23 protein-coding genes are annotated in these 23,553 nt (G+C 72.8%); 15 read left to right on the plus strand and 8 right to left on the minus strand.

What is annotated here, in order from left to right:
* Nucleotides 1-7: 7 nt before the first annotated feature.
* On the minus strand, nt 8-553 hold the full coding sequence (locus tag F9C41_RS03505) for a MarR family winged helix-turn-helix transcriptional regulator (protein ID WP_155385078.1): 546 nt from the start codon (nt 551-553) through the stop codon (nt 8-10).
* Nucleotides 554-573: 20 nt separating this feature from the next.
* Between F9C41_RS03505 and F9C41_RS03510 the strand changes: the two genes are divergently transcribed.
* Both F9C41_RS03510 and F9C41_RS03515 read left to right on the plus strand, forming a co-directional pair.
* Nucleotides 574-1,860: a glycosyltransferase gene (locus F9C41_RS03510; protein WP_155385079.1), complete on the plus strand. Its 1,287-nt coding sequence runs from the start codon at nt 574-576 to the stop codon at nt 1,858-1,860.
* A 9-nt stretch (nt 1,861-1,869) separates the two neighbouring features.
* Nucleotides 1,870-2,292, plus strand: coding sequence for an NUDIX hydrolase (locus F9C41_RS03515; RefSeq protein ID WP_155385080.1), 423 nt, complete (start codon nt 1,870-1,872; stop codon nt 2,290-2,292).
* A 43-nt stretch (nt 2,293-2,335) separates the two neighbouring features.
* Here F9C41_RS03515 and F9C41_RS03520 read toward each other — a convergent pair whose 3' ends face one another.
* Complete coding sequence (locus F9C41_RS03520; protein WP_155385081.1) at nt 2,336-2,791, minus strand: hypothetical protein; 456 nt, start codon at nt 2,789-2,791, stop codon at nt 2,336-2,338.
* A gap of 63 nt (nt 2,792-2,854) precedes the next feature.
* Nucleotides 2,855-3,040, minus strand: coding sequence for a hypothetical protein (locus F9C41_RS03525; RefSeq protein WP_155385082.1), 186 nt, complete (start codon nt 3,038-3,040; stop codon nt 2,855-2,857).
* Nucleotides 3,041-3,125: 85 nt separating this feature from the next.
* On the opposite strand from F9C41_RS03525, the gene F9C41_RS03530 reads away from it, so the two are divergent.
* Nucleotides 3,126-4,265 (plus strand): Kelch repeat-containing protein, encoded by a 1,140-nt coding sequence (locus tag F9C41_RS03530; RefSeq protein ID WP_155385083.1) that lies wholly within the window; start codon nt 3,126-3,128, stop codon nt 4,263-4,265.
* On the opposite strand, the gene F9C41_RS03535 is transcribed toward F9C41_RS03530, so the two are convergent.
* The 3 genes from F9C41_RS03535 to F9C41_RS03545 all read right to left on the minus strand — a co-directional run bounded on the left by F9C41_RS03535 (nt 4,262) and on the right by F9C41_RS03545 (nt 6,379).
* Nucleotides 4,262-4,879: a cysteine hydrolase family protein gene (locus tag F9C41_RS03535; RefSeq protein ID WP_155385084.1), complete on the minus strand. Its 618-nt coding sequence runs from the start codon at nt 4,877-4,879 to the stop codon at nt 4,262-4,264. The genes F9C41_RS03530 and F9C41_RS03535 overlap by 4 nt on opposite strands.
* Nucleotides 4,880-4,951: 72 nt before the next feature.
* On the minus strand, nt 4,952-5,737 hold the full coding sequence (locus F9C41_RS03540; RefSeq protein WP_155385085.1) for a hypothetical protein: 786 nt from the start codon (nt 5,735-5,737) through the stop codon (nt 4,952-4,954).
* A 126-nt stretch (nt 5,738-5,863) separates the two neighbouring features.
* Nucleotides 5,864-6,379, minus strand: coding sequence for a DinB family protein (locus F9C41_RS03545; protein WP_155385086.1), 516 nt, complete (start codon nt 6,377-6,379; stop codon nt 5,864-5,866).
* Between the two features lie 119 nt (nt 6,380-6,498).
* On the opposite strand from F9C41_RS03545, the gene F9C41_RS03550 reads away from it, so the two are divergent.
* From F9C41_RS03550 to F9C41_RS03585, 8 genes are all read left to right on the plus strand, one after another.
* On the plus strand, nt 6,499-9,225 hold the full coding sequence (locus tag F9C41_RS03550) for an ABC transporter permease (RefSeq protein ID WP_155385087.1): 2,727 nt from the start codon (nt 6,499-6,501) through the stop codon (nt 9,223-9,225).
* A 111-nt stretch (nt 9,226-9,336) separates the two neighbouring features.
* Nucleotides 9,337-9,594, plus strand: a complete 258-nt coding sequence (locus tag F9C41_RS03555; RefSeq protein ID WP_155385088.1) for a hypothetical protein — start codon at nt 9,337-9,339, stop codon at nt 9,592-9,594.
* 145 nt (nt 9,595-9,739) lie between these two features.
* The gene (locus F9C41_RS03560; protein ID WP_155385089.1) at nt 9,740-10,162 is read left to right on the plus strand and encodes a hypothetical protein; all 423 of its coding nucleotides are present in this window, start codon (nt 9,740-9,742) and stop codon (nt 10,160-10,162) included.
* A gap of 129 nt (nt 10,163-10,291) precedes the next feature.
* Nucleotides 10,292-13,411 (plus strand): discoidin domain-containing protein, encoded by a 3,120-nt coding sequence (locus F9C41_RS03565; RefSeq protein ID WP_155385090.1) that lies wholly within the window; start codon nt 10,292-10,294, stop codon nt 13,409-13,411.
* Nucleotides 13,412-13,660: 249 nt separating this feature from the next.
* Nucleotides 13,661-15,958 (plus strand): sensor histidine kinase, encoded by a 2,298-nt coding sequence (locus tag F9C41_RS03570; RefSeq protein WP_155385092.1) that lies wholly within the window; start codon nt 13,661-13,663, stop codon nt 15,956-15,958.
* On the plus strand, nt 15,952-16,371 hold the full coding sequence (locus F9C41_RS03575) for a roadblock/LC7 domain-containing protein (RefSeq protein WP_407924664.1): 420 nt from the start codon (nt 15,952-15,954) through the stop codon (nt 16,369-16,371). Before F9C41_RS03570 ends, F9C41_RS03575 begins: the two co-directional genes overlap by 7 nt.
* 4 nt (nt 16,372-16,375) lie before the next feature.
* On the plus strand, nt 16,376-16,741 hold the full coding sequence (locus F9C41_RS03580; protein WP_230689263.1) for a DUF742 domain-containing protein: 366 nt from the start codon (nt 16,376-16,378) through the stop codon (nt 16,739-16,741).
* The gene (locus F9C41_RS03585; RefSeq protein ID WP_155385096.1) at nt 16,722-17,300 is read left to right on the plus strand and encodes a GTP-binding protein; all 579 of its coding nucleotides are present in this window, start codon (nt 16,722-16,724) and stop codon (nt 17,298-17,300) included. Before F9C41_RS03580 ends, F9C41_RS03585 begins: the two co-directional genes overlap by 20 nt.
* Before the next feature lie 105 nt (nt 17,301-17,405).
* Here the strand turns inward: F9C41_RS03585 and F9C41_RS03590 are convergent, their stop codons facing one another.
* Nucleotides 17,406-18,344 carry a ribose-phosphate diphosphokinase gene (locus F9C41_RS03590; RefSeq protein WP_155385097.1) on the minus strand — a complete coding sequence of 313 codons (939 nt, stop codon included), beginning with the start codon at nt 18,342-18,344 and terminating at the stop codon, nt 17,406-17,408.
* Nucleotides 18,345-18,440: 96 nt separating this feature from the next.
* Nucleotides 18,441-19,166 (minus strand): hypothetical protein, encoded by a 726-nt coding sequence (locus tag F9C41_RS03595; protein WP_155385099.1) that lies wholly within the window; start codon nt 19,164-19,166, stop codon nt 18,441-18,443.
* Nucleotides 19,167-19,228: 62 nt separating this feature from the next.
* Here F9C41_RS03595 and F9C41_RS03600 point away from each other — a divergent pair, with 62 nt between their 5' ends.
* The 4 genes from F9C41_RS03600 (at nt 19,229) to F9C41_RS03615 (ending at nt 23,553) form a co-directional block, all read left to right on the plus strand.
* Entirely contained in the window at nt 19,229-19,666 is a 438-nt protein-coding gene (locus tag F9C41_RS03600) for a hypothetical protein (RefSeq protein ID WP_155385100.1), read from the plus strand.
* Nucleotides 19,667-19,799: 133 nt separating this feature from the next.
* The gene (locus F9C41_RS03605) at nt 19,800-20,786 is read left to right on the plus strand and encodes a tyrosine-type recombinase/integrase (RefSeq protein WP_407924661.1); all 987 of its coding nucleotides are present in this window, start codon (nt 19,800-19,802) and stop codon (nt 20,784-20,786) included.
* Nucleotides 20,787-20,995: 209 nt separating this feature from the next.
* The gene (gene dnaK / locus F9C41_RS03610; protein ID WP_155385103.1) at nt 20,996-22,909 is read left to right on the plus strand and encodes a molecular chaperone DnaK; all 1,914 of its coding nucleotides are present in this window, start codon (nt 20,996-20,998) and stop codon (nt 22,907-22,909) included.
* Between the two features lie 11 nt (nt 22,910-22,920).
* Nucleotides 22,921-23,553, plus strand: a complete 633-nt coding sequence (locus tag F9C41_RS03615; RefSeq protein ID WP_230689264.1) for a nucleotide exchange factor GrpE — start codon at nt 22,921-22,923, stop codon at nt 23,551-23,553.

Here is a 23,553-nt window from a genome sequence, read left to right on the forward strand (position 1 = left end):
GTACGGGTCAGCCACGGCTGTCGCGCGGGCGGGGCGCGGTCTCGGCCCCGGTGGCCGCCGGCTCGGCGTTGCGCCGCGGCATCCGGTCGGCACGCGGATCCAGGGCCGACACCAGGCGGTCGGCGAGCGCGGCGAAGGTGTCGAGTTCGGCCGCCGACAGGGCGGTGAACCAGCTCGCGACCGCGGCATGGTCGCCGTCGTCGCGGGCGGCCCAGTAGGACCGGCTGGCCTCGGTCACCGACAGCAGCTTGCGGCGGCCGTCGGCCGGGTCGTCGTGCACCGCCAGCATGCCTTTGCGCTGCAGGGCCTGCACGAGCTGGGCGACGTTCTGGTGGGTGCTGCCCAGCCCGGCGGCGGCCTGTTTCAGCGAAGGCGTGCCGAGCGCGCTCACGAGGGTCAGCAGGGCGGCCTGCTGGGTGGTCAGGCCGTCGGCGCGCAGCCGCTCGTCCATCAGGTATCGCAGCCGTTGAGCCAGGTAGAGAGTGGCGCGGAAGGCGCGGACGGGCGGGGTGAGGCCGTCGTCGAGGAACGGGGACTTGTCGGGTGTGGACATGCGCAATATATTACCTAACTATGGCCGTCGCACACCAGATAGCGCTGATGCCGCACTGCGGCTACCTGTCCGAGACCTCCCGGATGATCGAGATCTACCGGGCGCTGGCGCGGCGCGGCGTGAGCGCGCGCATGGTCACCCACGGCGGCACCTACGAGACGCTGCTGCACGCCGCGGGCATCCCCTACGACATCGTCGGGCCGCGGATGAGCCCGGCCCGCTCGGCCGAGGTCGTCGCGAACGCGACCGGGCTCGGCGATCCCCGGCAGAGCATCTACCCCGACGACGAGCTGGAGACCTACGTCCGCGCCGAGGGGGCATACTGGCGCGCGCACGGGGTGCGCACCGTCGTGACCGGATACACCCTGACCGCCATGCTGTCCACCCGCCTGGCCGGGGCCGCGCTGGTGACCGAGCACGCCTGCTGCTGGGTCCCCGCCGCGTTCGAGCGCGGGATGGTGCCCGCGCCGACCTGGCGCGCCACCCGTCACCTGCCCGGCTGGGCGGGACGGGTGATCGCCAACCGGATCCTGCCCCGCACCCGCTTCTACTGCGGCGGCTTCAACCGGGTCGCGGCCAGCCTCGGGGTCGAGGGCGTGCCCAGCCTCGGCGCGCTGGTCCTGGGCGACCTGGCCCTGGTGCCCGAGGTGCCGGAGGTGTTCGGCGTGCCCGCCCACGAGCTGGCGGCATGGCGTCCCCGCGGTCGGCGCCTGCGCCCGTCGACCCGGCTGCGCTACAGCGGGCCGCTGTTCGCCCACCTCGACGTCGCCCTGCCCGACCACGTCGCGGACTTCCTCGACCACCCCGGCCCGACCGTGTACGTCGCGGTCACCTCGACCTCGCCGCGTTTCGTGCGGCGCATCGTGCAGGCCCTGCGGCCGCTCGGGGTGCGCGTGCTCGTCGCGGGCACCGTGCACGACCTGGGTGACCTCGCCGACGAGCGCGCCTGCGTCGGCGGCGTGCTGCCCAGCCACCTGGTGATGCCCCGCGTCGACCTCGCGGTGACCGCGGGCGGGCAGGGCAGCGTGCAGACCGCGATGGCCTGCGGCACCCCGCTGCTGGGTGTGCCGCTGCACGCGGAGCAGGACCTCAACGTCGCCCTGGTCCAGGCACGCGGCGCGGCCTGCTCGGTCTCACCCCACCAGGCCGGCACGCCGCGGCTGGCCCGTACGGCGGCGCGGATGCTGGCCGACCCGTCCTACCGGGCCGCGGCGCGGCGCATCCGCGACGTCTACGCCACCGTGGACGGTCCCGGCAACGCGGCCGACGCGGTAATCGAGCTGACCGCGCAGCGGTCGGCCGTCTAGGTTGCCGGCATGCCCCACATCAGAAACCTCGCCCTCGCCGTGCCCCGGCGCGGCGACGACCTGCTCGTGTTCCGCGGCCACGATCCGACGCGCGGCCAGACCTTCTACCGGCCGCTGGGCGGCGGCATCGAGTTCGGCGAGACCGCCCGCCAGGCCCTGCACCGCGAGTTGCGCGAGGAGCTGGCCGTCGAGCTGACCGGCGTACGGCTGCTCGGCGTGCTGGAGAACCTGTTCCAGGGGTTCGACCGGGACGGCCACGAGATCGTGTTCGTGTTCGCCTGCGACCTGGCCGACCCGTCGGTGTACGAACGCGACCACGTCGGCGAGATCCTCGACGACGCCGGCACGCCGGTGCTGTGGCGGCCGCTGAGCGGCTTCGACGACACCACACCGCTCTACCCGGCAGGGCTGGCAGACCTCCTCGCGAAATGAACGGGGGCGCGAGGCGGCGGTGCCGGTATCTCCGTCGCCGTGTCTAGTCGAGCAGCCAGTTGCGCAGCTGGGCGCCGTAGGGCGTCAGCATGACGACGGCGGTCGAGGCGCACAGCACCGTGCCCGCGATCAGGTTCGCCGACGCGCCCCGCGTCAGGTTCCCGCGCTGACCGGCGAGCTGGGCGAACCCCAGCAGCGTACCGATGAAGCCGAGCAGGACGATCAGCGACGTCATCACGATCCACCGGCAGATCTCGACCAGCCACGCCAGTGGGTTCCACGCCGCATCCGGGCCGAGGGGCGGGTTCCAGTCCTTCGGGTCGCCGTAGCGATCGAGTCCCGGGTCGGCCAGACCGGCCCAGTCACCAGTGCCGGCTGCCGCGGCGAGCAGCAGCGACACCGCCCCGAGCAGGAACACCGCGACTATCGCGTACTGGAACCACGCGATGAGGCGCCGGCCGCGCCCAGTCTGCACGGCATCCGACGACTGCATGTCCATCCGCGCGAGGCTACGCCACCGGCCGCGCCCGCGCTGACCTGAGCCGGCCGCGGACCGACCACGTCAGTCGAAGTCGAAGATCGAGTTCTTGTCGTAGAAGTGCAGGATGTACCGGCAGCTCTTGCAGATCAGCAGGGTCATCCGGTGCGAGGTCAAGCCCCATCGGCTGTCGAGGCGTCCCACCTCCTGCTGGAAGTCGCTGCCCTTGCACAGCGGGCAGCGCAGCACGGGGATCTCGGAGGTCGTCATGGACCGGCACGATAGCCACCGTCGTCCAGCGGCCGAATCCGACCCCGGCGGGAACCATCGCCCGGATCGGACGGTCCAAGCGCCCATGACCCGCGCCCGCACCGCCTTCGCCCTGGCCGCCGTGCTCGCCCTGGCGTCCTGCTCGGCCCCGCTGTCTCCGGCCGGACCGCCGCCGGGCGCCGCGGCCGGCTGGCGGGAACTGCCGGGTTCGCCGCTGAGCCCGCGGGCCATGGCGCTCGGACTGTGGACCGGCCGCGAGGCGCTGCTGATCGGCGGCGTCGACCAGCCGTGCCCGCCGGGCGCGGACTGCGCTGGCGACCCGAGCCCGCTGCTGGCCGCCGCGGCCGTGGACCCGGACACCGGCCGCTGGCGGGTGCTCGCCGAGCCGCCCGTGGCCCTGCGCTGGATGCAGGGCGCGGTCGTCGGCGGCACCGCGTACGTGCAGGGGCGCACCGCCGGCGACGAGGAGACGTTGCTGGCGTACGACATCGCCGCCGACCGGTGGGAGCGGGCCCCGCTGCCCGCCGCCGACGGGCTGACCCTGGTCGCGGCCGGGGACCTGCTGGTGGCGGTGCGGGGCAGTGAGGAGACGGTGCCCGGACCCGACTACCGCTACCGGCCGTCCGACGGCCGCTGGACCGAGTTGCCCGCCGACCCGCTGGGCGCGGGCTTCGACCGGGCGATGGCGTGGACCGGCCGGGAGCTGGTCCTGTTCGATCACCGGCTGGTGCCGAACCCGGGCGCGGACGGGCCCTCGGTCACCCGCGCGGCGGTGTTCGACCCGGAGCGAGGCACGTGGCGGCGGCTGCCGGACTCGCAGCAGCTGTCCACCGGCCCGTGGCTGGCCGAAGGCGGCAAACTCATCGCCCCGGCGCTCGGCGGCGCGGACGGCGGCGCCGTCGGCAACTGGGGACGCACGTACCCCAACGGCGGCGTGCTCGACCCGGCCACCGGAACCTGGTCGGCGCTGCCGAACCCGCCCGGCGGCTGGCACGCCAGCGCCTTCGGCACGACGTCCGCGGTGTACGCGGAGCGGACCGGACCGGTCCTGAACGCCGCGACCGGACAGTGGGGCGCGATCCCTCCCCTGCCACAGGACGACGTCACCGACAGCACGGTCGTCGCCGCAGGCAATCGCCTGCTCGTGTTCGGCGGTGCCCGCTGGCCGAAGGAGGGCAAGGCCGAACTCAGCGCGCGAACCTGGCTGTGGACCCCGCAGGGTTAACCCGCCAGTGCCGTGACCAGGCTCGCGGTGTCGGTGATCTCGTTGGCGACGGTGGGCCCGTTGATCTCGTGGGCGGCGTGCATCGCTTCGAAGCTGAACGCCGCCGTCGCGTCCCGGACCAGCGTGATGTGGTAGCCGGCCTCCATGCCGAACCGCGCCGTCGACTCCACGCACGTGTTGGCGATCAGGCCGATCAGGATGAGCTTGCTGACGCCGTGCTGCTTGAGCTGCACGTCCAGATCGGTGTTGGCGAACCCGCTCTGCGCCCAGTGCTCGTGCAGGATGACGTCACCCGGCTGCGGCTCGAAGTCGGGGTGCCACTGGCCGCCCCAGGTGCCCTTCGCGAACAGCTGGATGCCCGCCGCGCGCAGCAGGTACGGCGTGGCGTTGCGCCACTGCTCGTAGTCACCGGGCCGCCAGCGGCGGTGCCGCGAGTAGAAGATCTGGATCCCCGCGGCCCGCGCGGCCGACATCAGCTGCCGCATGTGCTCGATCAGGCCCACCGCCTCGGCGACCTCCTTGAGCTGCGGCCACCGTTTGCCGCCCTCGCTGATGAAGTCGTTGTACGGGTCCGTGATGATCAGGCCCGTCGTCGCCGCGTCATAAGTGGCCATGCTCTCCCCCGAAAGCGCAGACCACCCGAGCGTACGCCGCCACGCTGCCGCGCACACCGATTCGGCGGCAGGTCAGCGATCGCCGGGGACGGCCGCGACCGGGTACGGCGCGTCGCGCAGCAGGCCGGTCAGCAGCGGCCAGGCCGCGTCCCGCCGCCGGGCCGGGGTGCGCACGACGGCGAGCCCCGCCGGGGCACTGTCCAGGCCGCCCCGGCCCTGGTGGCGTACCTCGACCGCCGGGTGGCGATCCGCGGCCCGCACGACCGCGTCGGCGAACCCGTCGGTGGCCGGCCCCAGGTCGCAGGCGAGCACGGGCACGCCGCGGACCGACGCCTCGGCCATCGCGAACTCTGCCGCGTCGCCGGGTGCGTCGGCGCCCACGAGCAGCACAGGCGCGTCCGCTGAGGTGGTCTCGCCGGGCACGCTGACCACCGGGCAGCCGGCCCTGCCCGCGAGCCGGGCCGTCGCGCCAGGACCGGCCGTGTCGCGGCCGGTCACCAGCATGGACGCGGCCGGGGCTGCGCGCAGCAGTGCCTGGGGCAGCGAGCGGCCGGTGCCGTACAGGGTGACGTCGGTGCCCGGGTGGTCGTGGCGCAGCTGCGCAGCGGCCTCGCGGGCCAGTCCCGCGGCGGGTTCCACGTCCTCGAAGGCGGCGGGCGGGCAGACACCCATCGCGAGGTGGCTGGTCCACACGGGAATCCGCCGCGTGACGAGCACCCGCAGCCCTGTCTGGTGCGCGGCGGCCTGGTCGGCGGCCAGGCCGAGCGCGGCGAGGCCGGCGTTCCCGATCTCGTATCCGGCGATCACCGGCCCGGCCCGCCGCGTGACATCGGTGGCCCGGTCGTATGGCGTGGTCATCGTGCTCCCCCTTCAGCAGGTGCCACCTTCACGCTGCCGACCTGGGGTTTCCGGCGTATTACCCACCGGACATGGGCTCGCTAAGCCCGGTCACGCCAGTCACACGGGCCACGCCGATGCCACGGGTCACCCCATGGTGCGCTGGCCGTCGATCGTCTCGCGGAGGATGTCGGCGTGCCCGGCGTGCTGGGACGTCTCGGCGATCAGGTGCAGCGCCACGCGGCGCACCGACCAGCGCGCCCCGGGCTCGAACCAGGGCGCCTCCGGCAGCGGGTGCGCAGAATCGAGGTCGAGGGTGGTGAGCAGTTCGTCGGTGTGCCGGGCCACCTCTTCGTATGACTTGAGCAGGCTCTCGACCGTCTCACCGGCGGTCATCTTGAACCCGTCGGCCCAGTCGACCTCGCCGCCGTCGCCCGCGCCCATGCCTGACGCACCGTCGACCGCGAAGCGCATCCACTGCTTCTCCGTCGCGGTGACGTGCTTGATCAGGCCACCGACGCTGAGGGCGCTGGCGGTCGGGGTGGCGGCGGCCTGATCGTCGCTGAGGCCCTGCGCGGTGTAGCGCAGGAAGTAGCGGTGCTTGCCGAGCGTCTCCAGCAGGTCGGCGCGCTCCCCGGCGACGGTCTTGGCGGATTCGGACATGAGAAGACCCCCATCGTTCGGTTGATTCGGCCTCACCCTATGGGCCGCATCCGACAATCCGGGCCGGGTCGACACCCGAACGGGTTGCATTGTCACAATGTATGGGACAGGATGCCTCCATGTTGCGGATCATCCTGGCGCAGCTGCGCCGCCGCGCGGCCCGCTCGGTCGCGCTGCTCACGGGGGTGCTGGTGGCGACCACCGGCTTCACCGTCCTCACCGGAACCGTCGACACGTCCCGGCTGCAGGTCACGCAGCAAGTCGGCGAGAACTACCGCGGCGCGTACGACATCCTGGTCCGCCCGAAAGGCTCCCGGCTGGAGCCGGAGAACGCGGCCGGGCTGATCCGCCCGAGTTTCCTGTCCGACCACTTCGGCGGGATCTCCCTGGGCCAGGTGGCGACGATCCGAGGGGTGCGCGGCGTCGAGGTGGCCGCGCCGATCGCGATGATCGGCATCAGCTTCGCCCCGACCGTGGTGGACATGGACCTGCCGACGATCGTGCCGCGCGACGGCCGCAGCGTCTACCGCATCACCCGCACCCGGATCACCGACGGCGGGACGACCCGGATCACCACCCCGCCGCGCTACCACTACTTCACCCCGAACGGCATCGCGATCTCGAACGATCCCGCTCGGCAGCAGGATCCGGTGGTGGAGATCGTCGCCGGGCGGGAGGTCACGGTCTGCGGGGGCACCGCCGGCGACTTCGACGCACTCGGCGAGCTGACCGGCGCCACGGTCGCGCTCGCCTGCGCCTCGCAGACCCGGGAGTTCGGCCGCGCGGTGAACCGTCCCGGCACCATGTCGACCTCGTGGGGCCTGCCGTTCCTGCTGGCCGCGATCGACCCGGCCGCCGAGGCCGCGCTGGTGGGCCTGGACCGGGCCGTGGACAGCGGCGAGTACCTCAGCGGGCCGACCACCACGATGCCGGTCGACGAGGAGGGGCCCGATCCGGTCGTCGGCGTGCCGGTCCTCTACAGCTCCCAGCCGTCGGTGGACGCCACCGACCAGCTCGTCGTCGAGCGGCTGCCCGACGCCGTCGCCGAGGCGGTGCCGAACGCGGAGTTCGCCGACCTCGCCCCGCGACTGGCGGCAGCGCCCGGCACGGTGGTGTGGACCGGCACGGTCTCGGCCGCGCAGGCCCACCGGGAACTGGCGGTGTCGTTGCGCAACATCTACATGGGCAAGGTCGGCGCGTACTTCACCCCGCAGCCCGTGCAGTACACGCGAGACACGGCGGGCCGGCTGACCCCCGTCGCGGTGCCCGATCTGCAGTCGCAGGAGTGGGGCGTCACCGACTACCCGCAGCTGCCGCCCGAGGTGCTCGACACGGCGTTCCGCGGGCTCACCAGGCAGCGCAGGATGGACCCGCAGTCGGTCAGCAAGCCGATCGTCCAGCTGCGGCCGGTCGGCACCTTCGACCCGGGCGCGCTGCAGGACTTCTCGACACTGGCGGGTGTGCCGCTGACCACGTACCAGCCGGCCAGGCTGGGCTGCGGCGACAGCGCGTCGTGCGCGGCGCTCGGCGGGCGCGACCTGCTGCCCAACCTCGCCCCCGGCGGCTACGCACAGCAGCCGCCGCTGATGCTGACCACGATCGACGCGCTGCCGGACTTCTACAACGCCCAGTACCGGCAGCCCGACGCCGGTCGCACCCCGATCTCGGCGGTGCGGGTGCGGGTCGCCGGGGTCACCGGCTTCGACGACCTGTCCCGGGAGATCGTCCGGCGGACGGCCGAGGAGATAGCCACCAGCACGGGGCTCGACGTCGACATCATGCTCGGCTCGTCGCCGACCCCGCAGCAGATCGCACTGCCCGCGGGCCGGTTCGGCCGTCCCGCGCTGGTGCTGGCGGAGGGCTGGTCCCGCAAGGGCGTGGCGGCGGAGATCGTCAAAGCCGTCGACCGTAAGAGCCTCGTCCTGTTCGGGCTCATCCTCGTCGTGTGCGTGCTGTTCCTCGCCAACGCCACGGCCGCGGGGGTCCGCAGCCGGCAGCGGGAACTGGCGATCCTGGCGTGCACCGGCTGGTCGCGCGGGCGGCTGGCGGGCCTGATCGCCGGCGAGGTCGCGCTGACGGGACTGGCCGGCGGCGTGCTCGCGGGGCTGCTGGCCGTGCCGCTGGCCGACGCACTGGGCATCACGCTGTCCCCGTGGCACGCCGCGTCGGCGGTGCCGGTCGCGCTCACCGTCGCGCTGCTCGCCGCGCTGCCGCCCGCCTGGCGCGCCTCGCGCGCCCGGCCCGGCACGGTGCTGCACTCCCCCGCCCGGCCCCACCGCGGGCGGCCCGCGCGCCGCCGCACCGTGTTCGCGCTCGCGCGGGCGAACCTGTTCCGGGTGCCCGGCCGCACCCTGGTCGGGGTCGTGGCGCTGGCACTCGGCGTCGCCGGGATCACCCTGGTCGCGGCGGTCACCTGGGCCTTCCACGGCTCGGTCACGGGCACCCTGCTCGGCGACGCGGTGTCGGTGCGGGCCCGCGGCGTCGATCAGGTGGCGGTGAGCGCGGTGCTGCTGCTGGGCCTGGCCGCGGTGGCCGACGTGCTGTTCGTCAACGTGCGCGACCGCGCCGCCGAACTCGCCGCGCTGCGCGCCATGGGCTGGTCCGCCGCGGCGATGGCGCGCCTCGTGGCATACGAGGGGCTCGGGATCGGACTCATCGGGGCCGTACTCGGCGCCGCGGTCGGCCTGGCGGGCACGGCGTGGTTCGCCGGGTCCATGCCCCCGGCCCTCGTCGGCACGGCGCTGGTCGCCGCCGGAGCGGGCGTGCTGGCGACCGGCCTGGCCGCCGTCGCGCCCGCGCTGTCGCAGCAACGGATCCCGGTGCCACGCCTGCTCGCCGAGGAGTGATGTCCTGATTGCTGTGGGTAGAGGGGGTTTCGCACTGGGCGAGACCCCGTTACCCTCCTCCGAATGACTGTCTCGGTACGACGTTTGGCCGTACTCGTACACGCTCTTCTGGTGATCCCGCTGGTAGCGGTCTTCGTGGTGGTCGGCTCCGGGGACACCGGCGGCGGCTCCGGCTTCGGCACCGTGCTGCTCAGCATCCCGGTGCTGCTCGGCGGCGCTCCGTGGAGCATCCTCACCGCCCAGTTCACGGAGAACGCCTCGCCGGGCGTGTTCGAGTTCCTGGTCGCCTTCCCGGCGATCCTCAACCTCACCCTGCACCTCGGCATCGGCGAATACCTCGCCCGGCGGCGCGAGGCCGTCGCCGCCTGATCCGCGTCCGGCTCCCGCCGGGGTCGCGCCCACGACCTCGGCCGCCGGTGCGCCGACGGGACTTCGCCGGTCGTGCCACGGCGACCGGCGAGGTCCCTGTCGCACAGGGAGAGCGGGCTGCCGCGCGGCGGCCTATGATGCCGCGGTGTCCGATCCCACCGACGGCGCCGGCTGGACTCCGCCGCAGCCGCCCGCCTGCGCCTGCCCGGAGCACATCGAGGACATCCTCGACGTGGTCATCGCCAGCAGGTACGCCGATCCGCCGTCGATGACGGTCCGCGAGGTGCTCGACACCGGTGACCTGTCGGTCCTGCCGCTGGAGCAGCGCTGGCTCGGCGGGTCCGACGGCGGGCCGCTGCACTGGGACCTGTGGGTCGGCGACGCGGCGCGCTGCCTGTACAAGGACAACGCGCAGCTGGCCCTCGACGATTCGCTCATCGCCCGGCCCGGCATCGATCGGGTCGAGTGGACGGACCGCGAGATCCTGCTCCTCGGCGCGCCGCGGCTGTGTGCGAGCGGGGTGCTGGCCGCCGCCGCCCGCGCACTGGAGGATCCACGCGTGCGCTGAGCCGCGGCACGGGTTGACTAATCGGGCTGTTTCGATGACTCTGTCCGGAGAGCGCTCTCCAACAGGTCCCGCGGCCGTCCCCCACCCCGGCTGGGCCTGTCCCGTCCCGTCTCCATCAGGAGCCAGCCCATGTCGCTCAGCACGTCCTTACGGCTGCCTTGGCGCAGCCGAGCGGGCCTGGCGGCGGCCGTCGCCGTCGCGCTCGCACTGCTCGCACAGTCCCTGACCGGCGTGCCCGCCCAGGCCGCCGGTCCGCTGATCTCCCAGGGCAAGCCGGTCCTCGCCTCGTCGATCGAGGGCGCGGGCACGCCGGCCGCCGCCGCCGTCGACGGCGATCCCGGCACCCGCTGGTCCAGCCAGTTCAGCGACCCGCAGTGGATCCGCGTCGACCTCGGCGCGACCGCCGCGATCGACCAGGTGAAGCTGGTCTGGGAGGCGGCGTACGCGACCGGCTTCCAGATCCAGACCTCACCCGACGGCAACACCTGGACCAACATCTACTCGACCACCACCGGCACCGGCGGCACGCAGACCCTCGCCGTCACCGGCAGCGGCCGCTACGTGCGGGTGTACGGCACGGTGCGCGCGAACGGCTACGGCTACTCGCTGTGGGAGTTCCAGGTCTTCGGCATCATCGGCGGCCAGCCCAGCCCCAGCCCGAGCGCCAGCCAGAGCCCCCCGCCGAACCCGGGCGGCACGCCGATCTCCGAGTTCAAGAAGGTCGAGGCGTCGTCGTACGAGGGCGGCAACGCCCCCGCCGCGGCCCTCGACGGCCGCACCACCACCCGCTGGTCCAGCCAGTTCAGCGACCCGCAGTGGATCCGGATCGACTTCGGCGGCGCCGCAACGATCTCCAGGGTCGTGCTGAACTGGGAGTCCGCGTTCGCACGCGGCTACCGCATCGAGACGTCCAACGACGCGGCCACCTGGACCACGATCCACTCGACGACCACCGGCCCCGGCGGCGTCGAGACGCTGAACATCAGCGGCAGCGGCCGCTACCTGCGCCTCTACGGCACCGCCCGGGCCACCGGCTACGGCTACTCGCTGTGGGAGCTGCAGGTGTTCGGCACCGTCAGCACCTCGGCGAGCACGCCGCCGATGCTGTCCGGCCCGACCCGTCCCCCGGCGACGACCGGCCAGTTCGCACTGACCGGCCCCGCCGACGCGGCCATGGTCACCACCACCCGCCGACCGGCGCTGAGCTGGAACGCTGTCGGCGGCGCGGCCCGCTACCAGGTGTGGCTCAACATCAGCCGCATCGACTACGACTTCACACAGCCCGGCAACCTCATCGACCTGTACACCAAGGTCGCCGAACCGACCGGCACCACCTACACCCCCACCTGGGACCTGCCGGACCGGTGGACCTACAAGTGGTACGTCGTGGCAGTGAACGGTTCCGGCGGCACCGTCCAGGTGTCCAACATCCGCCGGTTCAGCGTCTACCTGCCGGTGCTGGAGAACGTCGTCGACGGCGTCAACATCGTCAACGGCAGCCGCGACCTCAACAAGAACGGCGCGATCGAGCCGTACGAGGACTGGCGGCAGCCGGTCGAGACGCGGGTCAACGACCTCCTCGGGCGCATGACGCTGGAGGAGAAGGCGTACCAGATGTTCTACAACGCCCAGACCTTCAACCGGTCGGGCTGGCACTTCGGCCCCGCCGAGGGTCCGGACCTGCACAACTTCCTCACCTCGTCGGCGTCGACGCGGCTGGGCATCCCGTTCGTGTCGGCGGGCGACACCATCCACGGCTACAAGACCACCTACCCGACGCAGAGCGCGCTGGCCGCGACCAGGGACTACCCGCTGGCGTACAAGCTGGGCGACATGCAGCGGCGCGAGCAGCTGGAGGTCGGCACCCGTGGCGTGCTCGGGCCGCTGGCCGAGGTCGGCACGAAGGTCCTCTACCCGCGCATCCAGGAGGGCAACGGCGAGAACGCCGACGTCGCCGCCGCGCAGGTGCGGGCCCTGGTGGCCGGTCTGCAGGGCGGCCCGGAGCTCAACCCGGCATCGGTGCTGGCCACGGTCAAGCACTGGCCCGGCGAGGGCGCGGGCGGTGAGGCGCTGATCGTGTACGACGCGGTCACCATCAAGTACCACATGATCCCGTTCCGGGCGGCGATGGAGGCCGGCGCGGTCAACATCATGCCGGGGTACGCGGGCAGCTCGCTGCTCGACCCGGGCGGCCCGGGGGCCGGCGACAGCGCGCCGATCCTGGCGTACCTGCGCAACAACCTCGGGTTCACCGGTCTGATCACGACCGACTGGCTGCCCTCGGGCTCCTGGGTCGGCGCGGCCAAGGCCGGCTCGGACGTGATGGGCGGGGCGGACCCGGGCGCGCCCGGCTACTCCATCGCCACCTTCACCGCCGGGGTCCCGGCGGCCCGCATCGACGACGCGGTCCGGCGCATCCTGCGGCTGAAGTTCCAGCTCGGCGTGTTCGAGGCGCCGTACGGGGACCCGGTCAACGGGCCGTACCGAATGCACCAGCCGTCCTACACCGCGCTGGCCAACCAGGCCTCGCGGGAGGCGATGACGCTGCTCAAGAACAACGGCGTGCTGCCGCTGCGGCTCAACGCGGGCGACAACATCGTCGTCGCCGGACCGCGCGCGACGGACGCGCTGGCGTGCTGCATCTGGACCAGCTACTTCCACCAGGAGTACGGGTCCAAGAACATCATCGACGCGATCCGGGCCAGGGCCTCCACCGCGGGGGTGAACGTCTACCAGGACACCGGTCCCGCGCCGAAGGTGGCGGTCGTCGCCGTCGGCGAGGGCTCCTACACCCACGGCACGAACTGGGTGAAGGAGCAGCCGTACCTGCCCGCCGACCAGCTCGCCGTGATCCAGAACTTCCGCAACCAGAACATCCCGGTCGTGGTCGTGCTGGTGATGCCGAGGCCGTACGTCATCACCGAGTGGGACGGGCTGGCCGGGGCGACCGTGGTCACCTACCGCGGCGGCGAGGAGATGGGCCCGGCGCTGGCATCGCTGCTGTTCGGCGACTACGCGCCCAGCGGCAAGCTGCCCTGGCAGCTGCCCCGGGCGCTGACCGACGTGCTGCGAACCGGCGGGACCGACGTGCCCGCCGACGCCACCGAGGCCTGGGACCTGCCGTACGACCTGGGCGCGACGACGGCCCAGCGCAACGAGATCCGGGCCCGGATCGACGCCGGGCAGACGGTGCCGACCACGTACGGCAACCCGCTCTACCCGTACGGAGCCGGACGAACCGGCTGGTGACCGCGTTACCGGACGGCCGCCCCGCGACACGGGGGCGGCCGTCCGGCCGTGTGCGCGCCCGGATCGGGCGAGCGCGTGTCGGCCTCACGGCTGAGGTTCGGCAGCGTCGCACCCGGTGTGCGATCACGGTTTATCCACCGTTGTTACAACGGGTCACGACTTCGCGTGAACACCCCGTCGCGCCCCGTTCACTCGCGGGACGTGAGCACCGCCGCCCACCCCCACAGCGTCCTCTCCCGAGCGGGTGCCATGAACGAATCCGACCCCCGACCACCCCGCAATCCCGGCCTGCGCAACAAGATCTTCGCCGTGCTCGCGTCCCTCGTGGCGCTGTGGGCGTTCGCCGCGTACGTCACCGTGGGGCAGGGGCTCAGCCTGGTCTGGCTGGCCGCGCTGGAGCAGCAGGTCGCCAAGCCGACCGAGGCGCTCATCGCGGCGATCCAGGCCGAGCGCCGCGAGTCGGTCACGTTCGCCGCGTCCGGCGTCGCCGCCGACCGGGCCGCGCTCGACGCCGCCCGTACCGGCACCGACCAGGCCGTGAGCAAGCTGCGCGGCGCGCTGGAGGGCACCGTGGCGCAGTGGTCCACCAGCGAGGCGAGCGACGCCCGGCTGGCCGACCTGCTCGCCGCGCTCAACAGCCTGCCCGACCGGCGCCTCGAACTGGACCGCGGCGGCCTGGACCGGGTGAACGTGAACACCTACTTCACCGGCCTGACCCAGCTCGGCTTCGACGTGTACGGCACGTACACCGCCTGGGACGACTCCGACGTCATCTTCCACACCTCGACGCTGGTGCTGCTCACCCACTCCCAGGAGATGATCTCCCGGGAGGACGCGGTGCTGTCCGGCGTCCTCGGCGAGAACCGGTTCACCGAGGCCGACCGGGCCGCCTTCACCGAGCTGGTCGGCGCGCAGAAGTACCTGTCGACGCAGGTCGCCGAGCGGCTGCCGCAGCCCGAGAAGGGGCAGTACCTGGCGCTGCTGAACAGCTCCGAGATGCTGGCCCTGCAGTCGCTGGAGAACCAGGTGATGCGGGCCCCGCCCGGCGTGGCCCCGCCGGCCGACGCGGCGTCGTGGCGGGCCGCGGTCACCGGCGCGATCGAAGCGACCCGGACCCTGGTGCTCGACCTGGCCGACCAGACGGTGGTCCGGTTCCGCCCGGCGATGATCGGCATCGTCGTGCAGCTGGTGCTGGCGGCCGGTCTCGGGCTCATCGCCGTGGTGCTGTCGATCCGGTTCACCATCCGGTCGCTGCGCTCGCTGCAGGCCCAGCTGGCGCAGCTGCGGGCGGCCGCGCTGGATCTGGCGCACGTGCGGCTGCCGCGGGTCGTGGAGCGGCTGCGGGTCGGCGAGCAGGTCGACGTCGGCAAGGCCGCGCCGCCGCTGGCGTTCGGCGACGACGACATCGGGCAGGTCGGTCGGGCGTTCGACGTGGTGCAGCAGACCGCGATCCAGGCGACCGTCGACCAGGCGGAGCTGCGGCGCGGCGTACGCGACGTGTTCCTGAGCCTGGCGCACCGCATCCAGACGCTGGTGCACCGGCAGCTGAAGATGATCGACCTCATGGAGCGGCAGGCCGCCACCGACGAGGAGCTGGCCAAACTGTTCCAGATCGACCACCTGGCCACCCGCATGCGGCGCAACGCGGAGAACCTGGTGGTGCTGTCGGGTGTGCCGGCCAGCCGCACCTACCGCGCCGCCGTGCCGATGGTGGACGTGCTGCGCGGCGCGCTGGCCGAGGTCGAGGACTACCCGCGGGTGCGGCTGCGTGCCGCAGAGCCGGCCGCGCTCGCGGGTCACGCCGCAGGTGACGTCATCCACCTGCTGGCGGAGCTGATGGAGAACGCGGTGTCGTTCTCGCCCCCGCACACCGACGTCGACGTGACAGGCCGGGCCGTGCCCGGCGGATACCTGGTGGAGATCGCCGACCGGGGCCTGGGCATGACCGACCTGGACCTGCAGGAGGCGAACCTGCAGCTGGCCGACCCGCCGGAGTTCCAGCTCGCCGGCGCGGCCCGGCTGGGGTTCTACGTGGTCGGCCGGCTGGCGCAGCGCTACCAGCTCGTGGTGCAGCTGCGCCGGTCGCCGCACGACGGGGTGACCGCCGCGGTGGTGATCCCCGCCGAGCTGATCGCCCGGACCGCCCCGGAGGTCGGCGACCGGCCCCGCGAGCGGCTGCTGGCCACCGTCGCGGCCGCGGCCGCTCTCAACCCCAACGGCCGCCGTCCGGCCGGGCAGGCCGCCGAGACGGATCCGGCGACGGGCCCGGCCCAGCCTGGCGGCGACGACACCAGGATGACCCCCGCCGGCCTGCCGTGGCGGGAGAAGCGGCCCAAGCGGGTCGTGCCGCGCCCGCGCGACCTGGCCGAGGCCGAGCAGGCAAGCGGCGGCGGCCAGACCGGCCCGTCGTACCCGAACGGCCGCGAGCCGCAGGAGGTCAGCCGGTTCCTGGCGGCGTACGCCGACGCCGCGCGGCAGGGCCGTGCGCACGCCGAACTGACCGGACAGTCCCCGACCGCAGCACAGCCGGAAGGACCAGCATCGTGACGGAGAAGACCGCAGCGACCGTCGACCTCGCCTGGCTCGTGGACGACCTGGTCCACCGGGTCGTCGAGGCCAGGTACGCCATCATCCTGTCCACGGACGGGCTGCTCATCGCGACCTCGGCGGGGCTGGCGAAGGCCGACGCCGAGCACCTGGCGGCGGCCGCGGCCGGGATGAGCAGCCTGGCCCGGGGCGCCGGCCGGCACTTCGGCGACAGCGTGGTGCGCCGCACCATGATCGAGTTCGGCACGGGTTACCTGTTCGTCACGTCGGCGGGCAACGGCGCGTGCCTGGCCGTGGTGTGCGGCAGCGACATCGACGTGGGCGTGGCGGCATACGAGATGGAGATGCTGGTGGTCCGGGTGGGCCAGTACATCACCACCCCCGTCCGCCAGCCCGCCGCGGCGCAGGGCTGACCTGGTGGAGGCGCCACAGGAGCAGTGGCCCGACGCTGTGCCGGTGGTGCGGCCGTACGCGATGACGTCCGGCCGGACCACCCCCGTGCGCGGCGCGTTCGACCTCATCTCGATAGTGCTGGCCACCCGGCCGCCCGAACGCGACGACGGCCTGCACCCGGAGTCCGCGCAGATCATCCGCCACAGCCAGGAGCCCGTGTCGGTGGCCGAGCTGGCGGCCGAGCTGGACCTGCCCGCGGGCACGGTCATGGTGCTGCTCGGCGACCTGCTGGCGCAGCGGCTCATCGTCACCCGTTCCCCCACCCCGGCCCGCGGTGTGGCGAGCCGACCCGTACTCGAGGCGGTCATCCATGGACTCCGTACGCTCTGACACGGCACCGGTCGTGCTGCCCACCGCGGTCAAGATCCTGATCGCGGGGCACTTCGGTGTCGGCAAGACCACGATGGTCGGCGCGGTCAGCGAGATCCGCCCGCTGCGCACCGAGGAGGTGCTCACCGACGCCGGGATCGGGGTCGACGACCTGTCCGGGGTGGAGGCCAAGACGCACACCACCGTGGCGATGGACTTCGGCCGCATCACCATCAGCCGCGACCTGGTGCTCTACCTGTTCGGCACCCCCGGCCAGGACCGCTTCTCGTTCCTGTGGGACGAGCTGGCCTCCGGCGCCATCGGCGCGGTGGTGCTGGCCGACACGCGGCGGCTCAAGGAGAGCTTCGCCTGCATCGACTACTTCGAGGACCGGGAGACCCCGTTCGTGGTCGCGGTCAACTGCTTCGAGGGCAGCGACCGCTTCACCCCCGCCGACGTCCAGCTCGCCCTGAACCTGGACCCGGGCACGCCCGTGCTGTTGTGCGACGCCCGCGACCGCACCTCGTCCCGCGCAGTCCTGGTCGCCCTCCTCCAGCACGTCCTGTCACTACCCGTCTGACCCACCGCGGTCCAGGGCGACGATCTTGCGCGAACTGTGGGTGCGACACGGGCGATCCGGGCGAATGGGCAACAGTTCGCGCAAGATCGTCGTGATCTCGGAGGGTCAGGAGAACAGGGCGCTGACCGACTCGCCGTTGTGGATACGGCGCATCGCTTCGGCCAGGGCTGGGGCGACCGACAGCACCTTCAGCTTCGGCACGCGCTTTTCGGCGGCGATCGGCACCGTGTTGGTGCAGACGATCTCCAGTACGCCGTCCTGGTCGCTGAGGCGCTTGAGGGCGTTGTCGGAGAACAGGCCGTGGGTGCAGGCCAGGCGGATGGAGCGCACGTTCAGGCCGCGCAGGTGCTCCATCAACTCGATCACGGTGCTGCCCTTGGCGATCTCGTCGTCGAGCACGATGACGTGCTTGTCCGCGACGTCGCCGATGACCGCGCTGATCTGCACCCGGTCGTCGCTGTAGCGCTGCTTGGCCCCGGCCGCCACGGGGGTGCCCAGCAGCCGGGCGAACGCGGCCGCCTCCTTGGCGTTGCCGAGGTCGGGTGACACGACGACGGTGTCGGCCAGGTCGTACTGCTTGAAGTAGCCGGCCAGCTCGCGCAGCGCGTGCAGGTGGTCGACCGGCATGCTGAAGAACCCGTGGATCTGCGGCGAGTGCAGCGTCATCGCCAGCACCCGGTCCGCCCCGGCGGTGCGCAGCAGGTCGGCGACCAGCCGCCCGCCGATGGAGATGCGCGGCGCGTCCTTCTTGTCGGAACGGGCGTACGCGTAGTGCGGCATGACCACGGTGATCCGGCCCGCCGACGCACCCCGCGCCGCGTCGAGCATCAGCAGCAGCTCGACCAGGTGTTCCTGCACCGGCGGCACCAGCGGCTGCACCAGGTAGACGTCGCGGTCGCGGCAGTTCGCGCCGAGCTGCACCTCGAGGCAGTCGTTGGCGAAGCGCGACACCCGCACCGGGTGCAACGGCACTTCCAGGTGGGCGCAGATCTCGGCCGCGAGTTCGGGATGGGCACTACCGCTGAACACCGCGATGTCACGCACGCCGGAATGGTATCCAGCCGCCGGAGGCCGCCGGCACCCGCGGCCGCAAGACTCACCCGCTCAGTGCGATTCCGGCGGTCCCACGCGTGGAGCGGATCAGCGCCCGCCGATCAGCTGGGCCACCACCGGGGCGTGCCTGCGCCGGGCGACCCGCGCGTAGGCCGCCCTGACCTGTGGCAGCAATGCCGGCCGCCGGCGGAGCTGCCTGCGCAGCACGCGTTGTGCGGGGGTGCGCACCTGCGGCGCCCAGTCGACGGTGCGCTCAACCAGGAACGGCAGGTGGACCGGCCGCAACCGGCGACCCATGGCGGCGACCGCGGCCACCCGGACCCGCCCGTCCGGATGGAGGCTCGCCAGCGTGGCGGCGAGCGTACCGGTGCCGAATCGCCTGAGGCGGTCCCTGAAGACCTCGACGCTGACGTCGTTCCGTCGGCAGTGGAAGATCAGGCTGCGCATCAGCCGGTCCTCGGCGGCGATCGTCTCCAGGGCGATCCGGGCGTTCCGGCGAGCGCGGGGCGAACGGCCGTCGATCTCCGCCAGCACCCGCAGCAGCCAGGCGAATCCGTCGACATCGCCGCGCCGCAGCTGCCGGAAGGGGCTGATCCGGGCGCGGATCTCGTCGTCGCCCAGCACGCGCCGCTGCCGCTCGAGGCGGACCGTGCCGAAACCGAACAGCAGCACCCCTGCGGTTCCCCACACCGGGTTGGCCACCAGGACCATGGCCGAGGCCGCGGTCATCGCGCCCGCGGCCGACAGGGGAAGGTGGAGGGTGGCCTCCTTCAGGTGCGATGCCGGTCGGTACTGGGCGGGCAGGCTGTGCATTCGGCGGAGCATAGCGGGCATAGGCTCTGCCGGAAGGCCCGGAACCCTGGAGGACGGCACGGATGGATCGGCAGGCGGAACTGCGCCGGGTGCTGGAAGGCCCGCTGCCCGGCGAGGTGAGCGAGGCGTTCCTGCAGCGGTTCACCTTCACCGCCGACGACCCCCGCTCCGTGATCGCGCTGGTCCGGGACGTGCTCGCGACCGTGCTGGACGCCGGAGCCGCCTGGCCGGAGCTGGCGCAGTGGCACGACCGGCTGCCCGACCGGTTCGTGTCGGCGTGCACGCCGGAGCGGGACGCGGCCGCCTGGGAGCTGTCCGGGTGGCTCGCCTGGTTCGAGCCGGAGGAGCTGGGCGAGTCCCGCGGCTGGCAGTGGTGGGACGCCGGACTGGCCGGGCCCGCCGGTGGCTGGGTGGACGTCGCGGTCGAGGGCCACCCGTTCGCCTCGGACTCGCTGGAGTGGCTGCTCAGGGCCTCCGGCGCCCGGGACATCGACAGCTGACGCCCTCGATCACCCGACTTGCCAGGCAATCGGGGGAATGCGCGGTCAAGATACGCACAGCTGCCCGCCACATCGAACGATCTTGGCTTGGGCTGCCGTCGAATGTGTCGTACCCGGCACTAGGCTGATCATCGTGACAGGTGAGCTCTCGATTCCGGTGCAGGGCGGCGCGCTGGCCACCCCGCAGGAGTATGTGGACTTCACCGAGGCGTGGCTGGCCAACCGGCGGCTGTCGGCCAACACCCGCGACGCCTACCGGCGGGACGTGCGCGGCTACCTGTCCTGGTGCGGCGAGCACGGGGTGGAGCCGCTGCAGGCCCGGTTCACCCATGTCAACGAATACGGCCGCTGGCTGGAGTCCTGCGTGGACCAGCGCACCGGCCGGACGATCGCGGCGACCACGGTCGCCCGCAAACTGTCCGGCCTGTCCAGCTGGTACGAGTTCCTGCACAAGCTCGGGATGATCCCGGCCAACCCGGTGACCGGCGCGGACCGGCCCAGCGTGGAGCGCGACCACTCGGCCACCATCGGCATGAGCCCGGGCGAGGTCGACGCGCTGCTGCGGGCGGCCGCCGATGACTCGCCCCGCCATCACGCGCTGCTGACCCTGCTCGCCGACCTGGGGCTGCGCGTCGGCGAGGTGTGCAAGCTCGACCTGACCGACCTGGGCCATGAGCGCGGGCACCGCACGGTGCGCTTCTCTGGCAAGGGCGGCAAGCCGCGCCGGCGGGCGCTGGCGCCGGGGACCGCGGCCGCGCTGGACCACTACCTGCAGCAGCGCGCGGCGCAGGTGCATGTGGCGGTGGAGGACCTGTCCGGGCCGGTGTTCGTGTCCGAGTCGGGGCGGGCACTGGACCGCCACGCCGTGTTCCGGCTGGTGCGCCGGCTGGCCGAGCGGGCGGGCATCCCGAGCGCGGCGCAGCTGTCGCCGCACTCGCTGCGGCACGCGTTCGCCACCACCGCGCGCGGCGAGGGGGTGCCGCTGGAGGACGTGCAGGACGCGATGGGCCACGCCGACCCGCGCACCACCCGCCGCTACGACCGGGACCGCCACAACCTGGACCGCGACCCGTCATATGCGATCTGGGCGGCCCGCGCCCGCCGCGGCAACGCGAGCTGACCGCCCGGCCACGGTGCACGAACGCACGTTCGACAGGTGCGTCGGCCGGTAACACCCACCCCGGGCACGGTGGTCGGCTAGATTATGTGAGTCCGATTTATGTGCAAATACCGGACGTGCGCTCAGCGTGTCCGCTGATGAGCGGCCCGCCGACGGTTCGCCACGCACAGACGCACGCGCCGGGCAGACAGCGGATGTGGAGCTGCGCCATGGCCAAGGCAGTGGGTATCGATCTGGGCACCACGAACTCGGTGATCGCGGTGTTCGAGGGCGGTCAGCCGACGGTGATCCAGAACGCGGAGGGCGCGCGTACGACGCCGTCGGTGGTCGCGTTCACCGACGCGGGCGAGCGCCTGGTCGGGCAGCTGGCCCGCCGGCAGGCGATCCTCAACCCGAAGGGCACGATCTACTCCGCGAAACGGTTCATCGGCCGGCACTTCGACGAGATCAGCGAGGAGGCCAAGGCGGTCGCGTTCGACGTCGTGCCCGGCCCGGACGGCCTCGTACGCTTCGACGTCAAGGGCAAGATGTACTCGCCCGAGGAGATCAGCGCCCAGGTGCTGCGCAAACTCGTCGACGACGCGTCGAAGTTCCTCGGCGAGAAGGTCACCCAGGCCGTCATCACGGTGCCGGCGTACTTCAACGACGCCCAGCGCACCGCGACCAAGGACGCCGGCCGCATCGCCGGGCTCGACGTGCTGCGCATCATCAACGAGCCGACCGCGGCCGCGCTGGCGTACGGGCTGGACAAGAAGGGCCACGAGACGGTCCTCGTGTTCGACCTCGGCGGCGGCACCTTCGACGTGAGCATCCTCGACGTCGGCGACGGCGTCGTCGAGGTGCGCGCCACCGCGGGCGACTCCCACCTCGGCGGCGACGACTTCGACCGCCGGCTGGTCGACCACCTCGCCGACGAATTCAAGAACGACAACGGCATCGACCTGCGCAGCGACCCGCAGGCGCTGCAGCGGCTGTTCGAGGCCGCGGAGAAGGCCAAGGTCGAGCTGTCCTCGGTCACCCAGACGCAGGTCAGCCTGCCGTTCGTGACCGCCGACGCGTCCGGCCCGAAGCACCTCACCACGACGATCACGCGGTCGAAGTTCGAGGACCTCACCAAGGACCTCGTCCAGCGCTGCCTGGGCCCGGTCGAGCAGGCGATGACCGACGCTAAGGTGACCGCCAACGACCTCGACGAGGTCATCCTCGTCGGCGGGTCCACCCGCATCCCGGCCGTGCAGGCCCTGGTGCGGCGGCTGACCGGCGGCAAGGACCCGAACATGAGCGTCAACCCCGACGAGGTCGTGGCGCTGGGCGCGGCGATCCAGGCCGGCGTGCTCACCGGCGAGGGACCGGACGTGCTGCTGCTCGACGTCATCCCGCTGTCGCTGGGTCTGGAGACCCTCGGCGGGCGCATGACCAAGGTCATCGAACGCAACACGACGATCCCCGCGCGGCGGGCCGAGACGTTCTCCACGGCCGAGGACAACCAGCCCGCCGTGGACATCCACATCCTGCAGGGCGAGCGCGAACTCGCCGGGGACAACCGCACGCTGGGCAAGTTCCGGCTGGAGAACATCCGGCCCGCGGCCCGCGGCGTGCCGCAGATCGACGTCACCTTCGACGTCGACGCCAACGGCATCCTCAACGTGTCCGCCAAGGACAAGGACACCGGGGTCGAGCAGGCCGTCACCATCACCGACAGCGGCAACCTCGACCGCACCGACGTCGAACGCATGGTCGCCGACGCCGAGTCGCACCGCGACGAGGACACCCGCACCCGCCAGCTCATCGACACCCGCAACGAGCTCGAGTCCCTGACCTACCAGGTCGAACAGCGGCTCGGCGAACTCGGCGAGGCCGCGCCCGCCCACGAGAAGGCCCGCGCGGAACTGCTCGTCAACGACGCCCGCCAGGCCATCAAGGAGGAGGCGCCCATCGACCGGCTGCGCTCGCTCATCGGCGACCTGCAGCAGCTGGCGCAGGGCCTGATGGCGCGGCCCAGCGGACCGCCGCCCGGCGGCGACGCCGGACAGGGCGGGCCGGCGGGCCCGACCGCGGGCGCGCGCACCGGCCAGAGCCAGGGCGACGACGACGTCATCGACGCCGAGTTCTCGCCGAGCTGAGGGCCGCCGCGATGGCACACCACCCGCACAGCGGCACCGGCCCGCAGGCCGACGCCGACCCCGAGGGCCAGGCCGTCCGGGAGCACGTGCCGCGCCACGGCCTGGACCCGCCCGGCCCGGTCGCGATGGACGACGACGAGGTCGCGGTGCACGACGGCCACGCCGGGGAGCCGTCCGCCGAGGCCCCGGACATCGAGGCGCCCGCGGCCGGGCCGTCGGCCGCCGAGCTGGAGGGCCGGTTGCGGCGGGCCCTGGCCGACCTCGACAACCTGCGCAAGCGGTACGAACGCCAGCTGACCGCCGAGCGCGAGCAGGAACGGGCCCGCACCGCCGCGGTGTTCCTGCCCGTGATCGACAACCTGGACCTGGCGCTGGCGCACGCCGACAGCGACCCGTCCGCGGTGCTCGACGGGGTTCGCGCGGTACGCGACCAGGCCGTGAACACGCTGTCCACGCTCGGTTTCCCGCGCCGCGAGGACAGCGGCGTGCCGTTCGACCCGGTGTGGCACGAGGCGGTCAGCGTGGTGCCGAACACCGGCGAGCCCGACGGCACCGTGCTGCAGGTGATCCGGCCCGGCTACGGCGAGGTCGACCGGCAGCTGCGCCCGGCCACGGTCGTCGTCGCCGGCAACAGCCAGGGGTGA

Source organism: Catellatospora paridis, from assembly GCF_009720365.1.
Lineage (GTDB): Bacteria > Actinomycetota > Actinomycetes > Mycobacteriales > Micromonosporaceae > Catellatospora > Catellatospora paridis.

Coding starts and splice junctions, on each gene's coding strand:
- F9C41_RS03505 (WP_155385078.1), bottom strand. CDS start 553: ATGTCCACACCCGACAAGTCCCCGTTCCTCGACGACGGCCTCACCCCG.
- F9C41_RS03510 (WP_155385079.1), top strand. CDS start 574: ATGGCCGTCGCACACCAGATAGCGCTGATGCCGCACTGCGGCTACCTG.
- F9C41_RS03515 (WP_155385080.1), top strand. CDS start 1,870: ATGCCCCACATCAGAAACCTCGCCCTCGCCGTGCCCCGGCGCGGCGAC.
- F9C41_RS03520 (WP_155385081.1), bottom strand. CDS start 2,791: ATGGACATGCAGTCGTCGGATGCCGTGCAGACTGGGCGCGGCCGGCGC.
- F9C41_RS03525 (WP_155385082.1), bottom strand. CDS start 3,040: ATGACGACCTCCGAGATCCCCGTGCTGCGCTGCCCGCTGTGCAAGGGC.
- F9C41_RS03530 (WP_155385083.1), top strand. CDS start 3,126: ATGACCCGCGCCCGCACCGCCTTCGCCCTGGCCGCCGTGCTCGCCCTG.
- F9C41_RS03535 (WP_155385084.1), bottom strand. CDS start 4,879: ATGGCCACTTATGACGCGGCGACGACGGGCCTGATCATCACGGACCCG.
- F9C41_RS03540 (WP_155385085.1), bottom strand. CDS start 5,737: ATGACCACGCCATACGACCGGGCCACCGATGTCACGCGGCGGGCCGGG.
- F9C41_RS03545 (WP_155385086.1), bottom strand. CDS start 6,379: ATGTCCGAATCCGCCAAGACCGTCGCCGGGGAGCGCGCCGACCTGCTG.
- F9C41_RS03550 (WP_155385087.1), top strand. CDS start 6,499: ATGTTGCGGATCATCCTGGCGCAGCTGCGCCGCCGCGCGGCCCGCTCG.
- F9C41_RS03565 (WP_155385090.1), top strand. CDS start 10,292: ATGTCGCTCAGCACGTCCTTACGGCTGCCTTGGCGCAGCCGAGCGGGC.
- F9C41_RS03570 (WP_155385092.1), top strand. CDS start 13,661: ATGAACGAATCCGACCCCCGACCACCCCGCAATCCCGGCCTGCGCAAC.
- F9C41_RS03585 (WP_155385096.1), top strand. CDS start 16,722: ATGGACTCCGTACGCTCTGACACGGCACCGGTCGTGCTGCCCACCGCG.
- F9C41_RS03595 (WP_155385099.1), bottom strand. CDS start 19,166: ATGCACAGCCTGCCCGCCCAGTACCGACCGGCATCGCACCTGAAGGAG.
- F9C41_RS03600 (WP_155385100.1), top strand. CDS start 19,229: ATGGATCGGCAGGCGGAACTGCGCCGGGTGCTGGAAGGCCCGCTGCCC.
- dnaK (WP_155385103.1), top strand. CDS start 20,996: ATGGCCAAGGCAGTGGGTATCGATCTGGGCACCACGAACTCGGTGATC.
- F9C41_RS03615 (WP_230689264.1), top strand. CDS start 22,921: ATGGCACACCACCCGCACAGCGGCACCGGCCCGCAGGCCGACGCCGAC.